Here is an 18,751-nt window from a genome sequence, read left to right as displayed (position 1 = left end):
AAACAAATATTTGTGTTTCTTATTAAAATTGTCTATTTTAAATTCCGAAGTTGACAATAAAGATATTATTTTATTACAAATTCAATAATTTTTAGCCATTTTAAGTTAGTTACTGTTAAAATCTGAAAAGTTTTCAACACGAAAACGTTTGCGTACCCCAAAAACAAAGGCGTAACAAAAAAAACACCCAAATTTTACATAGATTTAACCCTAGAAGTGAAAATATAAATCAATTAACTAAAGCAACTAACTTTAAAAATATTTTATGAAGACATTTTTAAATAGCTTATTAGTACTGTTTTTTATACTACCTATAATTGGCTTTGGCCAAACCAAGGTAACAGGTACAGTAACTGATGAAGCTAACGCATTACCGCTTCCAGGGGTTAACATTCTTGTTAAAGGAACAACCACTGGAGCATCGACTGATTTTGATGGAAATTATTCAATAACAGTCAGTCAAGGAGATATCTTAGTATTTTCATACTTGGGATACACGACAAAAGAAATCACTTATACAGGACAATCACCACTTAATGCAACCTTAGTTCAAGACGCAGGTCAATTAGATGAAGTCGTGCTTATTGGTTATGGTTCTACAACGAAGCAAGATGCTACTGGAGCTGTAGAAAAAGTAGGTGATGAAGAATTTAACAAAGGAGCAATCGTTGCACCAGAACAATTACTTGCAGGTAAATCTGCGGGTGTAAGAGTCACTTCTAATAGTGGAGCTCCTGGTGAAGGTGCAGATATTAGAATTCGTGGAGGAGCTTCTCTTTCTGCGACAAATGCGCCCTTAATTGTTGTAGATGGTCTTCCTTTAGACCAAAGAGGTGTTCAAGGTGTTAGAGGGCAATTAAATGCCATCAACCCTAACGATATTGAAGATTTTGTTATCTTAAAAGATGCATCAGCAACGGCTATTTATGGATCTAGAGCTTCAAATGGTGTGATTTTAATTACGACCAAAAAAGGAAGAACTAATAGTCCACTAACATTTGAATATGATCTTAAGGCATCCATTCAAGATGTTAGCGATTTTGTAGATGTACTAAATGCAGATCAATTTACGGCAATTGCTCAAACCGCTAACGGATTTGACCCTAGCCTCATTGGAAACTCTAACACTAATTGGCAAGATGAAATCTATTCCACTGCTGTTGGAGCCATTCATAATTTAACAGTATCTAAAGGATATGAAACGTTCAATTTCAGAGTTAACTTTAATCACGCTTCTCAAGAAGGTGTATTAACTGGAGGCTTATATGAACGTAATGCACTTAACACCTCATTCGTTAAGCGTTTCTTAGATAACGATTTAAAATTAACCTTAACGGCTAAAGGTGTTATTGATGAATATGATTTTGCCGATGGTGGTGCGATAGGTTCTGCAATTGCATTTGATCCTACGCAACCTGTTTACAATCCTGACGGAAGTTTCTTTCAATACTTTGGTGAAACACTTGCGCCTACTAACCCATTATTTTTATTAGAGAATAATGATAACAGATCACAGAATAAAAGATTCATTTCTAATTTCAATGTAGATTACAAACTCTGGTTTTTAGAAGGTTTAAGATTTAACTTAAACGCTGGTCTTGATTATTCTGAAAATGATGGTCGACAATTTAGCGCTGCAAGTCCAACAAATCCAAATGCCTTTCCGTTTAGGAATCTCTATAATGGTTTAGATAGAAATACAGCATTAGATTTCTATTTCAACTACAAAAAAGATGTAGAATCTATAGATACAAACTTAGATTTAACCGTTGGACATGCTTACCAAGAATTTTACAGACGATCTGGAGGTAGAGATACTGGAAACACTGGAATATTTGTAGAGCGCATGGAAAGTATCAATAGAAATTCTTTAGAATCATATTTTGCAAGAGCAAGTTTTGATGTTTCAGATAAATACTTATTATCATTAAGTTATAGACGAGATGGTTCTTCAAGGTTTAGCGAAGATAACCGTTGGAGTAGTTTTCCAGGAGCTTCGGTAGGATGGAAAATTTCTAACGAAGATTTTATGGAAAATTCATTCTTTTCAAACTTAAAACTTAGAGCTGGTTGGGGAGTTACGGGTCAGCAAGAAATTGGTCTTAACTACGCATTTTTAGGACTCTATACTCCTGGAACCGGTGATGCTGCTGTTCAAATTGGAGATGAATTCTTAGCGACATTACGTCCAGAAGAATTTGACGAAAACTTGAAATGGGAAGAAACAACACAATATAATGTCGCTTTAGACTTTGGATTCTTTGACGATAGATTAACAGGTACTGTTGATGCTTATTACAAAGAAACTGAAGATTTATTAGCAACCATCCCTACAGCCGCAGGTTCTAACCTTTCAGATTTGTTACTTACTAATGTTGGTAATACAACCAGTAGAGGTATTGAATTTAGTTTAAACGGTAAAGTTGCACAATCTGATAACTTTAACTGGGATTTAGGTTTCAATATCACCTTCCAAGATTATGAAATTACAAATCTTAACCTTAGTGGAGACCCAGATTTCTTTATTCCTCAAGGAGGTATCTCAGGTGGTGTTGGTAACAACATTCAGTTATGGAGACCTGGTTTTGATCCTACAACGTTCTTCGTATTTAGACAAGTATACGACAACCAAGGGAACCCAATTGAAGGCGCTTATGTAGATGTGAATGGTGACAATCAAATTACAGAATCTGATAGACAAGCATACAAAAAGGCAACTCCAGATGCCTATGCTGGTTTTACAAGTAACATGAGTTATAAAAACTTTGATTTCAGCTTTACATTTAGAGGAAGTTTTGGAAACTACATGTACAATAATGTTGCTTCAGATAGAGGTAATACATCAACGGTTACAAATGCACCAGGTAATTACTACCCTAATGCTCATGTAAGTGTATTGGACACCAACTTCCAAAACCAAAACTTATTCTCTGATCTATATATCCAGAGAGCAGATTTCGTAAAATTAGACAACATATCAATTGGATATTTAATTCCTTTTGAAAAGATAAAACTAAGAGCTTCATTCACTGCAACAAACGTGTTGACAATTACAGAGTATGATGGGCTTGATCCTGAAATTGGTAATGGTATCGATAATAATTTTTATCCAAGACCACAACAATATGTATTAGGACTTAATTTAACATTTTAAGAAAGATGAACACTAATAAATATATCAAAGCTATGATGAGAACATTAAAATTTGTCTTTGCAGCTTTTACAATTGTACTCTTTATGCAATCTTGTGAAAGTGACTTAGACTTACAACCAGAAGATGGTCGTCTTACTGGAGATGCCGCTTTCGAAAATCCAGAAGCTTACAAACAATTTTTAGCGAAATTGTATGCTGGAATTTCATTGAGTGGACAGGATGGACCTGCCGGAAATCCCGACTTAGCTGGTTTGGATGAAGGTTTTTCCAATTACTTAAGACTCTATTGGAAAATGCAAGAGCTTACAACTGATGAAGCCATTATTGGTTGGAATGACGGAACAATTAAAGATTTACATGCTCAAACTTGGACTTCTGGTAACGAATTTATCAGAACTATGTATAGCAGAATTTTTTATCAGGTAGCCTTGACTAACGAGTTTTTACGTCAAACTACTAATGATAAATTAGATGCTAGAGGTGTTGATGCCGAACTAAGAGCAGACATCCAAGAGTTTAGAGCGGAAGCTCGTTTTATGAGAGCATTAAGTTATTGGCATGCCATGGACTTATTTGCTAACGTACCTTTTGTTACAGAACAAGATCCTATTGGTGCGTTCTTGCCAGAACAAATTCAACGTGCAGATTTATTTGATTATATCGAATCGGAACTACTAGACATTGAAGGTGCTATTGTAGGTGCTAGACAAAACGAATATGGTCGTGCCGATCAAGCTGCAGTTTGGATGCTTTTAGCTAAAATATATCTTAACTCAGAAGTATACACCGGAACACCAAGATATACAGATGTAATCACGTATACAAACAACATCATTGGAGCTGGTTATTCAATTCCTGGTAATGAATACTATCAGTTGTTTTTAGCCGATAATAATACAAATGGAGCTCAAGAAGAAGTTATATTCCCTATTACTTTTGATGGATTGAACACACAATCGTTTGGTGGAATGACGTTCTTAGTGCATGCTCCTGTTGGCGGATCTATGAATCCTGCAGATTTCGGAATTAATGGTGGATGGTTCGGTATTAGAACAACGCCTACTTTTGTAGAGCAGTTTCCAGGAGAAGAAAATTCTGCCGATGGTAGAGCTTTATTCTATACAGATGGTCAAGAAAAAGACATTTTAGATACCTCTCCTTTCAATAATGGTTTTGCCGTAGAAAAATTCAGAAATGTAGATGTAAACGGTGTTGCTGGTTCAGATTCAACTGGTGATCACCCAGACACTGATTTTCCAATGTTTAGATTAGCAGATGCCTACTTAATGTATGCCGAAGCAGCTCTAAGAGGTGGAGGTGGTAGTATGTCTACTGCAACAGGTTATATTAACCAATTAAGAGAAAGAGCTTACGGAGATACTAGTGGTAATATTTCAGAAGGAGACCTATCGTTAGACTTTATTCTTGACGAAAGATCTCGCGAGTTATTCTGGGAAGCACATAGAAGAACAGACTTAATCCGTTTCGGACAATTCTCTGATCAAGGTATCTGGCAATGGAAAGGTAATGTACAACAAGGCGTTACAACAGAAGCCTTTAGAGATATTATGCCTCTTCCTGCATCAGACTTAGGAGTTAACACTAATTTACAACAAAACGAAGGATACTAAAACATAATTAAAATGAAAAATATTAAATTTTTAACCTTATTATTTATTGCCTTACTAGGCTTTAACTCTTGTGAAACTGAAGATGATGTTGTCTTCATTGCAGAAGAATCTGAACTTGCGTTCTCAAATACATTTCAAGCAGAATATGTATTAACACCAGCTACAGCAGGTAACTTAGCAGAACGTTTTACTTGGGAATCTGCAGATGCAGGTGTACCAACAAATTTTACATACGAATTACAGAGATCAATTACAGGTGATTTTACAGATGCTTCTGCGGTGGGATCTACTACATCAAACGAAATTGGAATTACTGTTGGTGATATGTTAGGATATGCAGCTCAGGCTGGTCTTGATAATGATCCAGACACAGAAGCTCCAAACACAGGGCAAGTGGCTTTTAGATTAAGAGCATTTGCTGGTACAGGTGGTTTAGAAACATTCTCAGCAGTACAATCTTTAACAATGGTACTTCCAGAAGGAGAAGCAGCGGCTGCAGTTTGCGAATTTGAACAATTATATCTTGTAGGAGCTGGTGTTGTAGATGCTGGTTGGTCTTGGGATACTCCTGTAGTATTACCATGTGTTGAAAATGGTGTTTACGGCGGAAATGTTGCTTTCCAGAGTACAATGGATAATAACAATTTTAGATTCTTTACTGTAAATACAGATTGGGGATCTGGTCGTAACTATCCATTCTACGAAGATGATGGATATACAATTGACTCGGACTTTGAAAACGCTATGGATGGTGATTCTAATTTCGGATTTATTGGAACTACAGGTTTATATTACCTAGAAGTTGATACTAATGCTAAAACTATTACTTTAGGTGCTCCTCAGGCAACTGGAACATGTGAATTTGATGTATTATACGGTGTTGGTGCTGGTTTAGTTGACGCAGGCTGGTCTTGGGACACTCCTGTTCAACTTTTATGCTCAAGTGATGGCGTATACTCTGGTAATGTAGCATTGCAAAATACTGCAGACAATAACAACTTTAGATTCTTTACTGTGAATACAGATTGGGGATCTGGTCGTAACTATCCATTCTACGAAGACGATGGATATACAATTGATTCTAACTTGGTTAATGCTATGGACGGTGATTCTAACTTTGCTTTTATTGGAACCACAGGGACATATCTATTAACTATAGATACTAATCTTAAGACTATAACTTTAGAATAATATATCTATCTTAGATAGGTGTTAATTAAAAAAGGCTGTGTCGTTATAACATGGCCTTTTTTTAAAAAAATCATTTGCTATGAAAAAAATTACATGTGCGTTTTTAGTGTTATTCTCATTGACTATTAATGCTCAAATAACCCTAAACCCAGGAGCTTTTGAAGTCAATCAAGAAATAACAATCACAGTCGATATTAATAGTACAGATAGCGACTGTAACGGTTTTAGCAATCCTACCAAAGTTTATATGCATTCTGGTATTGGAGATGATACAAATGCCTTCGGCTTTAGTGTTATCGGAAACTGGGGTCAAGATGATGGGGTTGGACAAATGACAAATAACGGTGACGGCACATACAGTATTACAATAACACCCGAAACATATTATGGCTTAGATGCTACACAAGCGGCCAATGCCACACAACTGGGTATTGTTTTTAGAAATGAAGATGGTTCTCAGGAATTAAAAGATAATGGCTGTAACGACTTTATTTTAAGAGTTGGAATTGTAAACATCAATATTATTCAGCCAACAAGCTCAATAGTTGTTGTAAATTCTGGCGACAACTTAACCGTAAGAAGCAGTTTAAACTTTCAAGGAAATTTAACACCGGGCGCTTTCGAATTATACTATAACAATGTATTTCAAACAGGAGGAAATGGGTTCACAACCTACCAAGGAGTTATCAATAATATAACCACAAGTGGCACAGTTAGAATTGAAGGATCTCCTTTATCTTCTTCAGAATCAAGTTCGGCTGAGTTTGATGTTATTGTTGTTCCTACAGTTGTTGAACAAGCACTCCCTGCCAATGTTGAAGATGGTATAAATTATGGAGCAGATGCAACAAAAGCCACACTGGTTTTAACAGCACCAGGCAAAGAATTCATACAAGTTGCGGGTAGCTTTAATAACTACACACCAACCAACGCTCATGTTATGAAACGTGATCCAGGAACTGGAAAGTACTGGTTAGAGCTTACAGGCTTAACTCCTGGCCAAATTGAAACCTATCAATATTGGGTTTTTGATACAAACCCTATCGCAGATTCTCCCGCTTTAGTGAAAACTGCCGATCCATACTCTACTTTGGTGCTTTCGCCTTTTGACGATCCTTTTATTCCAGCATCAACGTATCCCAACCTACCAACATATCCTGTTGGACAGGAACGAGAGGTTACTGTACTACAAACTGGCCAAACACCTTATAACTGGCAAATAACAAACTTCAACAAACCGAAAGAGGAAGATCTAATAGTGTATGAGGTTTTAGTTAGAGATTTTGATATCGACAGAAATTACCAAGATTTAATAGACAGAATAGACTATTTTGATAATTTAAATATCAATGCCATTCAGCTAATGCCAGTTATGGAATTTGAAGGTAATGAAAGTTGGGGATACAACACCTCATTTCATATGGCCTTAGATAAATATTATGGTACAGAAAACAAACTCAAAGAATTTATCGATCTATGTCATCAAAGAGGAATTGCTGTGATTTTAGATGTTGCTTTAAATCACGCCTTCGGAAGAAATCCAATGGTTCGTATGTGGATGGATGATCCAGATGATGATGGTTGGGGAGAACCAAGTAGTGAAAACCCTTATTTTAATGAAGTTCCTAAACACAGTTATAATGTTGGTTCAGATTTTAATCACCAAAGCGATCTTACGAGAGACTATACGAAACGCGTCGTTAAACATTGGATTGAAGAATTTAAAATTGATGGTTTACGATGGGATTTAACCAAAGGGTTCACTCAAAACTGCGAAAACAACGAAGGCTGTACTAACAGTTACCAGCAAGACCGTGTTGATGTGTTAAAAGAATACGCAGATTATTCGTGGGCATTAGACGCTGATCATTATGTTATTTTTGAGCACTTAGGGCAAGAAAATGAAGAAAAAGAATGGGCTAATTATCGCTTAGGTGAAGGCAAAGGGGTTATGATGTGGGGAAAAATGACCGACCCATATAATCAATTAACTATGGGCTTTAACTCTAATAATAATATCGCTGGTATTGGTCATAAATCTCGTTCGCAATTTAATGGACCTCGTGTTATGGGATATCCTGAAAGTCATGATGAAGAACGATTGATGTATAAAAACTTGACCTTTGGAAATATCTCTACAGGGTCACATAACGTTAGAGATTTAAATACGGCCTTGTCTAGGATGTCTGCATTGGGTGCTATGAGTTTAACTGTTCCTGGTCCTAAAATGATTTGGCATTTTGGAGCATTAGGTATGGACAATTCTATATTTACTTGTCCAGATGGTAGTGTTAATAATCCTAACTGTAAACTAGATACAAAACCGCAACCTCAATGGGCAGAAAACTGGTTGAGCAATACCAATAGAAATCAAATTTATAATGATTGGGCAAGACTCATCGATCTAAAAATTAATGAACCTGTCTTTGAAGGTGATTATACTATAACATCTGGTAATTTAACTCCTAGAATAGACATTTTTGATACAACCATTCCAACCATTAACTTAAGAAATGTGGTGATACTCGCCAATTTCGATGTGGTCCCTCAGACCGTAAATACAAGTTTCCCTACGGCTGGAGCTTGGTATGATTTAATGGATGTTAACGGGACAACGACCTATAGTGCTTCAACAGTAACCATAGCGCCTGGGCAATTTAGAATTTTTGGAAACAATCCTCCCGTTACTTTAGGTACAAATGATTTTAACATCAATACATTTAGCATTTATCCTAACCCAGTAAATACATCATTTAAAACGAATAAAACGCTAAGTCGTTTACAAATATTTGATATCACTGGAAAATTGGTTAAATCATTTAATGGTGATTTCACCGAAAATGATACCTATGATATTTCAGATTTAACACAGAGTATTTATCTTGTTAAAATTGAAAATAATAATGGTGAAACGTTAACATCTAAACTTATTAAACTTTAATACAGATTAGTAGCAATTTGAATTAGACTAGAAAACCTCCGATTAAGTTTGGAGGTTTTTTTATTTCATTAATGAGAAAAAGGGTAGCTGATTTTTACTATATTTATTGATAAGTATTTCATTATTAGCTATTTAAATTAAATTCAAACAACATGACAACATTTAAATATGAGATTATCGAAGGCACATATCAGTATAGCTCTCAACTTGATAGCTACCTCAATCGATTAGGTAAAAACGGATGGGAATTGGTAAACTGTCAAATTATAAAGGAAAAGTCTGGTTACAGCGAGTTCATTAAAATTGTTGGAGTTATGAAAAAACTTGATGTTTAGAGTAATGTTTTTTACCTTAATAAAAAAAGCCAACTCAAATGAGTTGGCTTTTTTACTATGTACAGGCGGTGAGACTCGAACTCACACACCTCGCGGCACTAGATCCTAAGTCTAGCGTGTCTACCAATTCCACCACGCCTGCAACTTTCCAATAAATATTGGGATGCAAATATAAACAATACTTTCAATATTCAAATAACTTTAATTAGGAAAAAATAGTCTTCATTTTTGTACTTTTGGATGAATTCAAAAAACAGACACAAATGCAACATATTCAATCTTACATTGAAGAACACAAAGATCGGTTTTTAAATGAACTAATTGATCTACTAAAAATCCCATCTGTAAGTGCAGATTCTGCCTATGCAGATGATGTTATAAAAACAGCAGAAGCCGTAAAAACAAGTCTAGAGAAGGCTGGTTGTGATCATGTTGAAATTTGTGAAACTGAAGGGTTTCCTATTGTATATGGTGAAAAAATAATAGATAAAAATTTACCTACGGTTTTAGTATATGGTCACTACGATGTGCAGCCTGCCGACCCTTTAGAATTATGGCACTCTCCACCTTACGAACCTGTTATCAAAAAAACAGATATTCATCCCGATGGTGCTATTTTTGCTCGTGGCGCTTGTGATGACAAAGGCCAAATGTATATGCATGTTAAAGCTATGGAATTCATGACGACAACAAACCAGTTGCCGTGTAATGTGAAATTCATGATAGAAGGTGAGGAAGAAGTTGGTAGTGTTAATCTTTCAAAATTTGTAAAAAACAATCAAGAGAAATTAAAAAATGATGTCATTTTGATTTCCGATACAGGAATGATTGCTCAAGATGTACCATCAATTACAACTGGACTACGTGGTTTGAGTTATGTAGAAGTTGAAGTTACAGGTCCTAATAGAGATTTACATTCTGGTTTATATGGAGGAGCAGTTGCCAATCCAATAAATATATTAACCAAAATGATTGCCTCCTTGCATGATGAAAATAATCATATTACCATTCCTGGCTTCTATGATAATGTAGAAGAACTTTCAGAAGAAGAAAGAGCAGAAATGGCCAAAGCGCCTTTCTCATTGGAAGCCTATAAAAAGGCCTTAGATATAGATGCTGTTTATGGTGAAAAGGGATATTCTACAAATGAACGCAACTCTATTAGACCAACCTTAGATGTAAATGGTATTTGGGGAGGTTATATTGGAGAAGGAGCAAAAACGGTTATTGCCAGTCAGGCTTTCGCTAAAATATCCATGCGATTAGTACCAAATCAAGACTGGGAAAACATCACGAATCTCTTTAAAGCTCATTTTGAAAATATTGCACCTCATGGCGTAAAGGTAAAGGTAACACCTCATCATGGCGGACAAGGCTATGTAACACCAATTGACAGTATTGGATATCAAGCGGCTTCAAAGGCTTATAACGATACTTTCGGAAAAACGCCTATCCCACAACGTAGTGGCGGAAGCATTCCTATTGTTTCTCTATTTGAACAAGAACTAAAAAGTAAAACCATATTAATGGGCTTTGGTTTAAACAGTGATGCTATTCATTCTCCTAACGAGCATTTTGGTGTTTGGAATTATTTTAAGGGTATTGAAACTATTCCTCTATTTTATAAATATTTTACAGAGTTAAGTCAGTAAAATGCTGTTAACCCAAGAATATAAAGAATATTGGAGTCTTTCGAGTAAACTTGTCTTCAGGCTTATTTTTACTTACTTCTCTCTTTATATTTTCTTTAGGTTTACGGGTTCTTTTTTTGAGACTCCCTTTAAATATATTGGGAAATCAATACTCGATATCACTTACAATTATCACGTAAATGGTGAAGGTAGTGGTGATAATACTTACGCGTATATCACGCTTTTTATGAATGCTATATTAACTGTATTCATTGTTGTTTTCTGGACTTTTATGGACAGAAAACGAAATAGCTATAATACTTTGCTCTATTGGTTTCTGGCGCTTTTGAGAATCATACTTATACTTTCAATGTTTCTGTATGGGTCGGTAAAAATTTTTCAGCTTCAGTTTCCGCAACCCAGTTTAATTAGGTTATTAGAACCATTAGGTAATTTTTCTCCAATGGGACTGGCATGGACCTATATGGGATATTCTGAAGGATTTAATATGTTTACGGGATTCATGGAAGTATTAGGGGCTCTTCTCCTTATTCCGCGACGAACACAAACGCTTGGTGCATTCATAATTATGGGAGTCATGACCCATGTTGCCATGATGAACTTTATGTTTGACATTCCTGTTAAACTTCTTTCTTCCCATTTATTAGCTATGGCTACAGTTATTTTCATGACTGATAGCCAACGTTTTGTTAATGTGTTTTTTAAGAATAGAGGTACGACAGTCTTAAATTATTACCATCCAGTTAAGGATAAAACCTACCATAAAGCTATCTTTTGGATAAAGACTATTGTCCTTAGCATCATTATCATAGGTGTAGGTATTTATGGACATGAAGCCGAACAAAAACAAGGTCCTAACCGAGAAAAACCATTTTTATATGGAATTTGGGAAACATCGCACTTTATAAAAAACGGAGATACCATTGCTCCATTAATTACAGATCGTAACCGCTGGAAATATATAATTGTAGAGTATAAGGATAAAGTGACCGTTAAAGCCATGAATGACAAAAAGTATCATTATGATTTTGTCGTAGACTCCACATCTCAGCAGATAAAATTATACAGAGGACTTTCAGAGTATGACGACTTTAACTTCACCTATGAGCATTCAAATCCTGATGACCTTAAATTAAAAGGGATCTTTTTAAGAGATACTCTTAAAATCATTTTAAAGCGAAAAGACTTAAATGATTTCAACCTAAAATCTAGAGGGTTTAGATGGATAAATGAAACCCCTTATAATAAATAAAATTACTCTTTTACAATTTTATAAGTTCCTGTTTTATCAGAAGACGACACATTCAAGAAATAAATACCTTGTGGCAGGTCTTTAACATTTAACGTGGTTAACGCTTCCGAAGACACTGTATTTAAAACTAGTTTCCCTGACAAATCATATAACTTAATGTTTAAATCTTGAACTCCAAGAGTAGCATCAATATTAAGGTTAGATTTTACTGGGTTGGGAAACACATTAATTTCATCTTCCGAGAAAGCGTCTAATCCAAGTGTATTAAAAGAAAGACATTCACTGCGCTCAGTACAAGCGCCTGAGATCACTTCAACGGCATAATTTCCATTTGATGATGGCGTAAATGATTGATTAGTTTCTCCCGAAATAGGCATATCAGTATCACAGTCATACCATTGATAAGATGCAGATGACTGATTAGATGTTAACATTGTCATTGATTGTGTTACGGTATTGTCTACAGCAACAAGATTGGCTTTAGTTACCATATAACCCGTTACCAATTTCACCATTTCGTGATAATAAGGTATGTCTAGAGTAGCAAGTCTATCTCCAGATGTGTGATAAAAAGGTGTTTCGTCATTTGTTTCCCAAGACTCACCAACCAAAACAGCCGAAAATGCATCATCTGGAAACGTTCCTGCAAACCAAAAACTAGCATGATCACTTGCTGTTGTCCCTGGATTAACCTCAACAACACTAAGATCAAAAGTATAAGTATTCAAAACCGCAACGATATCGTCTTTCATGGCCTCAGAACCTGCTATGTTTCTATAATCAATATCAAATTGATTATCACCTGGTTGTCCAGGGTCATCACCATCATATCCCATCATATCCATGTTTAAAACACCTAAAATATTATCTCCATTGGCAGCCGCCTGATTAGCATAAAATGCAGAACCGCGTAATCCAATTTCTTCCTCATCCCAGAGTGCATAAACAATTGTATTATCAAGGCATTGTTTCGATAAAATTCTTGCTATTTCCAGTACCGCAGCAGTACCAGAAGCATTATCATCTGCACAATAATCATCTACTGTATCATAATGCGCACAAACGATATAGATATTATTTGGATTGGTTTTTCCCAATTGTGTAGCAATAATATTGCGTCCATTAGTATTAAATGATTGATCTGTAATGGTTATATTATCTAAGGCTTCAAATTGTTCTACCAAATAATCGCCTGCAAGACCATTGTTAGCTTGTTGTCTATTTAAAATGGTTACTGTATTACCGTCAACAGTAGTAGTTTGTTCTCCAGTAAACTCACTAAGTGTTTGTGTTAGTCTGGCGATATCAACCTGATTTATAATGTCTTGTATGTTTTGTCCATAAGATAACATGGAACAACAAAACAGGCAGATTAAGGTGGTGTTAATTGCTTTCATTGTGGGCTCTTTTTCTTCTAATTTTTTACCAAATATAGTGGATTTTAACAAAATAAGACCAAAACACATTTGTAAAATCAAATTTTTATTCTACATTTGTAGAGTTAATTCTAAAAACGTAGAGCAATGCAATTATCCAAAACAGAAGAACAACTTATGCAATATCTCTGGAAACTAGAGACCGCTTTTATGAAAGATTTGTTAGAAGCCTATCCTGATCCAAAACCTGCTACCACAACTGTTGCCACTCTTTTAAAACGAATGATTGGTAAAGGTTTTGTCGCTTATAAGCTTTATGGAAAATCGCGGGAATATTACCCTTTAGTTAAAAAGAAAGATTATTTCTCAAAACACGTAAACACTTTAATTAAAACATTTTTTAATGACAGTGCATCCCAGTTCGCTTCGTTTTTCACAAAGGAGACCGATTTAACAAAAGAAGAGCTCGAAGATTTAAAAGCATTAATAGATAATGAAATAAAAAACAAATAGTCATGCTCATTTATCTTTTAAAATTTAGCGTCTGTCTAGCCATTTTTATGGTATTTTATAAGTTGTTTCTAGAACAATTAAGCATTCATGTTTTTAAACGTATCTACCTAATAGGTATCATAATTTGTGCATTAATTATTCCATCGATAACAATTACAGAATATATAGAACCAGTGATTTCAAATGTAGAAATATTTGAATCTACAGTTTCTTTTGATACTTTGGAAATGCTACCTGTAGAACCAACTATCAACTATACCCCATATATTCTTTGGAGTATTTATATTCTTGGAGTTGTTGTTTTCTTTCTTAAATTTTGCCTTAACCTGCGTAGCATTTTTTCAAGAATTAAAAACAATCCTAAATACAAATCTGAAAACTTCATCAATGTTCTTGTGACTAATTTAATGGTTCCTCATACGTTCTTCAGTTATATCTTCTTGAACAAATACAAATTTGAACATGAAGAAATACCAAATGAAGTTATACTCCATGAGCAAACACATGCAAAACAAAAACATAGCATAGACATCCTCTTTCTTGAATGTTTGCAAATTGTGTTTTGGTTTAATCCACTTATTTATTTTCTAAAGCGTGATGTAAAAATGAATCACGAATTTTTAGCAGACCATGCTGTTTTAAGCAATGGAGTTCAACCATCAACATACCAAAATATCATCCTAGCTTTCTCATCAAAAGCATCAGATCAACACTTGGCAAATGCCATCAATTACTCATCAATTAAAAAACGATTTACAGTTATGAAAACAAAAACATCAAAAACATCCATTTGGTTCAAGAGTCTATTACTTATACCATTATTGGCCCTTTCCTTGTATAGTTTCACGAACAAAGAGCAAGTGGTAAGAGCTATTTCTGACGATAGTGGTATCATTTCTGAAGGTGTTACAGATGCTCAAATGAAAGAATATAATGATTTCATTATTCAGTTTAACACAACACATATCATAGACTATTCTAAATACGAAAGAATTGTATCTATTTACAACTTAATGTCTGAAAAGCAACGTAATTCGGTCGAACCATATCCTAAGATTCCTAATGTTGATTTATCAAAAACTAAAGCAAAAACACCAACCAAAACTCAGTTCGAATCGTGGAAAAACGGCAAGGAATTCGCCATTTGGATTGATGGTGTTCACGTTCCAAATGCTAGACTAAATTCATACAGTGTACATGACATAGCGCACTATACTGGTAGCTTCGTTCATAAAAATGCAAGAAGCAAAAAATTCCCGCAACCTCATCAATTTAGTTTATATACCAAAAAAGGATTCAAAAACACCTATCAGGAATCTAAAATTAAAGAATACAGAGTACTAACAAAAAAGTATAAGGTGGCCATTGAGACGTTTTTAAAAGGTGATCGTAAGGACATCTCCGAATTAGTACTTTTAAACGAACGTTGCTATAGGCTTTACAAATCATTTACTGACGAAGAGTTAAAGAAACATAAGATTTTACCGCCACCGCCACCGCCTGCGCCAATTAAATTATCGGTTGGTGCTACGCCAGAGCAAGTAGCTGAATATAATAAAATGGCGAAGGTCCTAAATGATAAGAGCATAGAAAACAGGCTTATAAAACTTAAGGATTATAAAAGGTTAGAACGCATTTATAAACTCATGAGTAAAACACAAAGAGCAAATGCAGAACCATTTCCAAAGTTACCACCACCTCCGCCTCGGCCTTCAAAGCCCAAAAACATGGCTAGCTCCTCATTACCATCTTCATTTACTCATAAATTAAATGATTCTTTATCGTACAATTTTACAAGTGTAAATATGACTCAGCAAAACACACCAAAAGGTTTGCCTGAGCAAAGTGAGGCTATAAAAAGGGAGTTAGATTATAGAAAGATGATCATACATGTCGCTGAAAAAACGAACAAAAAATCAATTTATAAAATCGACGGAAAGCCAGTATCTCTTAATAAAATTAATAAATACCTAAGCAATTTCCCAAGAGCTTCCGTTAAGGCTAGAGAAAATTCAAATGGAAGTTTAACTTTGTCCTTCTCTAATTCAGATAGTAAAAAAATGAGTCCGATCGAATTACAATCTGTTTATTCCATCGTATTTAGCAAATATGATTCTAGCAACGAGAACTTGTCAAGACTAACTTCGTATCCAGTAAAATCTAAAACAAATAATGGGCCTAATGCAAATGAATATGATGAGACTCTAAATGAAACTGTAAAAACAGGGTTCAAAAAAATCAATGGAATCCCTCATTATTTTGTATCCATAGATGGGCAAACTAAATATTACAACAGACAAGGGTTTCAAGTTTCAAAAGAAGGTAAAATTCTAAGTTCATCTCAAGTCAATGCTTCTGATGTTATTCCAAATCAATATGTGACCAAAGTATATACTAACGACATTGTTGTTGCAGAATTTAAAGATGACAAACCTAATTTAAAAGGAGAGTTAAATATTCCTCCTCCTCCACCTAAATCACCTCTTGATAATATAATTGACATGGCTAAAAAAGATGCTACCTTTTATCTTGATGATAAAATCATAACTTCTGATAAAGCCATAGAAATTGTTAAACACGGAAACTACAAACATATCCAAACAATAAATGAACGTGATGAAAAGCCTATTCTAAGAATAGCGCAACAACCAATAGTTAATAATAAAGTAGGCCTTCCAAAACCAACAGCTTCGAATATTGTTAATCATATCAAGGTAATGAATAGGCATGGCGCTCGTTTTTATCTCGGTAATAAAGAATTAACCTATAAGGATGCTTTAAGTTATGTAAGAAAACATAAAGATGCTATTGTTGACACATCTATGGAGGCAAATGTTGTTAAGATTTCTCCAAAAGATCAAACATTAGAATCGCCGTTAGTATTTGTAATTGCCATGTCTAAAAGAAACGCCAAGTTCTTTTTTGAAGGCGAAGAAATAACATCAAACAAAGCCATTTCTCTTGTTAAAAGAAAAGGTGGTCTTTTAGAAATTAAAAGTAAAAATGTCGATAGCAAACAACCATCTATATATCTTTCTAAAAAAGGAGCCTTGGTTGGGACGCTCGCTACAAATGAATTAGTTGTGTTTGTTAATGGCAAAACTCCAGTAAATGGGCAAATCTCATTATCAAAAGACGAATTCAATAACTTAAAACTAACAATGGAAAAACTTGAAATAAAAAGTTTCAAATTTAAAGTTCCTGGAAAACGAACAGAATCAATTTCTGGAAATACGTTAAATAAAACGTCTAAATCTTATATAAAACCACTACAAAAAGGTAGTGCTGTTCAATTTTTTGATATTAAAAGCAAAAATGGTTTAAAGCTCAAACCAATAGTTGTTACTATTATCGACTGATAAAATCACCCTTAAAAGCCCCATTAATGGGGTTTTTTTCTTATAGGTGTTTTTACGCGGTTTGGATTTCGGGTAAATAGAATCACAAAAATTCATTAGAGAATAGCTAGTTTTCAAAATATAGAAATAGAAAACTCATTCGTTATGAAATCGTCTTATAACCCCAAAGTGAATATCTGTTTATCCTTATTGTTTTTTACATGTTTAACCTTAAATCTTACAATGTGTAAAAAAGCGGACAACTCCGACCAATTTCAAGAAAAAAAAGCTAGTACAAAAACTCAAGATTCAACACAAAAGGAAGAAAAAATATCGGGAATTGTTCCAATTACCTCAATACCAATTAAAGAATTAGATTCCCTTTTTACACTGGCTATGCTGGACGCTCAAAATCCTGAACCAAGCGAAATAAGTCATAACCTCATTAATCTAGAAACAAATAAAAACCTTATAGACTCTATAATTAATGGAGAGCGCTATATTAAAATGGTATCCTGGAAATTAAATCCAGACTGGTATCCAAAAACAGGAAAATTCAACAACGGAAATAGAGTTATTTGGGTTACAGCAGCACCAATTATACAAGACAGCTGCAAAAGTTTTTATAAAAACCACAAAGATCCTAATATGCGCTTAAGACAATTGTTAGGACTACAACCATTCACGCCAGAAACCTTCTTTCTAGAACTATGGGTAAAACCTTCTGACATGTTTAGACCAGGTCCAGACAATGAAATTAATGATAACACTTGTGGTTTAAATCTTCCAAACAATGTAAGTCCAGAATATAGAAAATGGTTTAATACTACAAGAGCCACACAATATAATGACTGCAAGGACACCTTATTTAATCAATATGGTTATCCATGGACACAATTAGGATATACCTACGATTGGAGTCCAGATAATCCAACACATATAGGTTTGTCAGAATTTGTTATTAGAGAACATACCGATATGTTTGTACATGGTGAATATCCCAATCGTGTATATTGTGCTTCCAAATAAATTAAAATTTAAGCAGGGCTATTTATGAAAAACCCTGCTTTTAATGAGTTAATATGAAGCAGATACTGGGATTAATCCTAAATTTAAACATTCAGAAAAGTGCGCATAATTTCCTTCCGTTTCCATACCACATGAATGCACATATTCCAATTCAAAGGTTGGACCAACAGATCCTCCTTCAATAGCTAATAAGTCAGACTTCTGAAGAGGCTTAACACCTTCAAGTTTTAAGATATTCTTTAACATAATTAAAAATTTATGGTTAATAATAATAGTGTTCAGAAAAACCATAAGATGTTACCCAATGGTTTAAAATAAATCATGAAAAGTCATTTTAAA

12 protein-coding genes and 1 tRNA gene are annotated in these 18,751 nt (G+C 34.5%); 10 read left to right on the top strand and 3 right to left on the bottom strand.

The window, feature by feature from the left end; translation table 11 throughout:
* Positions 1–265: 265 nt before the first annotated feature.
* The 5 genes from Q0893_RS05410 (at position 266) to Q0893_RS05390 (ending at position 9,252) form a co-directional block, all read left to right on the top strand.
* Positions 266–3,154, top strand: a complete 2,889-nt coding sequence (locus Q0893_RS05410) for a SusC/RagA family TonB-linked outer membrane protein (protein WP_299273102.1) — start codon at positions 266–268, stop codon at positions 3,152–3,154.
* 32 nt (positions 3,155–3,186) lie between these two features.
* A complete protein-coding gene (locus Q0893_RS05405; protein ID WP_298901512.1) occupies positions 3,187–4,785 on the top strand; it encodes a RagB/SusD family nutrient uptake outer membrane protein in 1,599 nt (532 codons plus the stop codon).
* 12 nt (positions 4,786–4,797) lie between these two features.
* The gene (locus Q0893_RS05400; RefSeq protein ID WP_298900600.1) at positions 4,798–5,976 is read left to right on the top strand and encodes a SusE domain-containing protein; all 1,179 of its coding nucleotides are present in this window, start codon (positions 4,798–4,800) and stop codon (positions 5,974–5,976) included.
* Between the two features lie 79 nt (positions 5,977–6,055).
* Positions 6,056–8,917 (top strand): alpha-amylase family glycosyl hydrolase, encoded by a 2,862-nt coding sequence (locus Q0893_RS05395; RefSeq protein ID WP_299273099.1) that lies wholly within the window; start codon positions 6,056–6,058, stop codon positions 8,915–8,917.
* Between the two features lie 152 nt (positions 8,918–9,069).
* Positions 9,070–9,252 (top strand): DUF4177 domain-containing protein, encoded by a 183-nt coding sequence (locus Q0893_RS05390; protein WP_298900602.1) that lies wholly within the window; start codon positions 9,070–9,072, stop codon positions 9,250–9,252.
* A gap of 60 nt (positions 9,253–9,312) precedes the next feature.
* Here the strand turns inward: Q0893_RS05390 and Q0893_RS05385 are convergent.
* Positions 9,313–9,394: transfer RNA gene (locus Q0893_RS05385), tRNA-Leu, on the bottom strand.
* 121 nt (positions 9,395–9,515) lie between these two features.
* On the opposite strand from Q0893_RS05385, the gene Q0893_RS05380 reads away from it, so the two are divergent.
* Together Q0893_RS05380 and Q0893_RS05375 are read left to right on the top strand one after the other, a co-directional pair.
* Positions 9,516–10,904 carry a dipeptidase gene (locus tag Q0893_RS05380; RefSeq protein ID WP_299273097.1) on the top strand — a complete coding sequence of 463 codons (1,389 nt, stop codon included), beginning with the start codon at positions 9,516–9,518 and terminating at the stop codon, positions 10,902–10,904.
* A 1-nt stretch (position 10,905) separates the two neighbouring features.
* Complete coding sequence (locus Q0893_RS05375; protein WP_299273094.1) at positions 10,906–12,156, top strand: DoxX family protein; 1,251 nt, start codon at positions 10,906–10,908, stop codon at positions 12,154–12,156.
* A gap of 2 nt (positions 12,157–12,158) precedes the next feature.
* Here Q0893_RS05375 and Q0893_RS05370 read toward each other — a convergent pair whose 3' ends face one another.
* A complete protein-coding gene (locus tag Q0893_RS05370; RefSeq protein WP_298900606.1) occupies positions 12,159–13,553 on the bottom strand; it encodes a M28 family peptidase in 1,395 nt (464 codons plus the stop codon).
* Positions 13,554–13,679: 126 nt separating this feature from the next.
* On the opposite strand from Q0893_RS05370, the gene Q0893_RS05365 reads away from it, so the two are divergent.
* The 3 genes from Q0893_RS05365 to Q0893_RS05355 all read left to right on the top strand — a co-directional run bounded on the left by Q0893_RS05365 (position 13,680) and on the right by Q0893_RS05355 (position 18,412).
* Positions 13,680–14,045, top strand: a complete 366-nt coding sequence (locus Q0893_RS05365; RefSeq protein ID WP_298900607.1) for a BlaI/MecI/CopY family transcriptional regulator — start codon at positions 13,680–13,682, stop codon at positions 14,043–14,045.
* A 2-nt stretch (positions 14,046–14,047) separates the two neighbouring features.
* On the top strand, positions 14,048–17,404 hold the full coding sequence (locus Q0893_RS05360) for a M56 family metallopeptidase (protein WP_299273090.1): 3,357 nt from the start codon (positions 14,048–14,050) through the stop codon (positions 17,402–17,404).
* A gap of 222 nt (positions 17,405–17,626) precedes the next feature.
* On the top strand, positions 17,627–18,412 hold the full coding sequence (locus Q0893_RS05355; RefSeq protein ID WP_298900609.1) for a hypothetical protein: 786 nt from the start codon (positions 17,627–17,629) through the stop codon (positions 18,410–18,412).
* Between the two features lie 48 nt (positions 18,413–18,460).
* On the opposite strand, the gene Q0893_RS05350 is transcribed toward Q0893_RS05355, so the two are convergent.
* On the bottom strand, positions 18,461–18,658 hold the full coding sequence (locus Q0893_RS05350) for a hypothetical protein (RefSeq protein ID WP_298900610.1): 198 nt from the start codon (positions 18,656–18,658) through the stop codon (positions 18,461–18,463).
* Positions 18,659–18,751: the final 93 nt, after the last annotated feature.

This window comes from uncultured Psychroserpens sp. (genome assembly GCF_947494225.1).
GTDB lineage: Bacteria > Bacteroidota > Bacteroidia > Flavobacteriales > Flavobacteriaceae > Psychroserpens.
The sequence above is the reverse complement of the archived record's forward strand: the minus strand, read 5'-3'. Positions and strand labels throughout refer to the sequence as shown.

Bases quoted from the DNA above. Each gene is read 5' to 3' on its own strand.
- Q0893_RS05410 (WP_299273102.1), top strand. From the start codon at position 266: ATGAAGACATTTTTAAATAGCTTATTAGTACTGTTTTTTATACTACCT.
- Q0893_RS05405 (WP_298901512.1), top strand. From the start codon at position 3,187: ATGATGAGAACATTAAAATTTGTCTTTGCAGCTTTTACAATTGTACTC.
- Q0893_RS05400 (WP_298900600.1), top strand. From the start codon at position 4,798: ATGAAAAATATTAAATTTTTAACCTTATTATTTATTGCCTTACTAGGC.
- Q0893_RS05395 (WP_299273099.1), top strand. From the start codon at position 6,056: ATGAAAAAAATTACATGTGCGTTTTTAGTGTTATTCTCATTGACTATT.
- Q0893_RS05390 (WP_298900602.1), top strand. From the start codon at position 9,070: ATGACAACATTTAAATATGAGATTATCGAAGGCACATATCAGTATAGC.
- Q0893_RS05380 (WP_299273097.1), top strand. From the start codon at position 9,516: ATGCAACATATTCAATCTTACATTGAAGAACACAAAGATCGGTTTTTA.
- Q0893_RS05375 (WP_299273094.1), top strand. From the start codon at position 10,906: ATGCTGTTAACCCAAGAATATAAAGAATATTGGAGTCTTTCGAGTAAA.
- Q0893_RS05370 (WP_298900606.1), bottom strand. From the start codon at position 13,553: ATGAAAGCAATTAACACCACCTTAATCTGCCTGTTTTGTTGTTCCATG.
- Q0893_RS05365 (WP_298900607.1), top strand. From the start codon at position 13,680: ATGCAATTATCCAAAACAGAAGAACAACTTATGCAATATCTCTGGAAA.
- Q0893_RS05360 (WP_299273090.1), top strand. From the start codon at position 14,048: ATGCTCATTTATCTTTTAAAATTTAGCGTCTGTCTAGCCATTTTTATG.
- Q0893_RS05355 (WP_298900609.1), top strand. From the start codon at position 17,627: ATGTGTAAAAAAGCGGACAACTCCGACCAATTTCAAGAAAAAAAAGCT.
- Q0893_RS05350 (WP_298900610.1), bottom strand. From the start codon at position 18,658: ATGTTAAAGAATATCTTAAAACTTGAAGGTGTTAAGCCTCTTCAGAAG.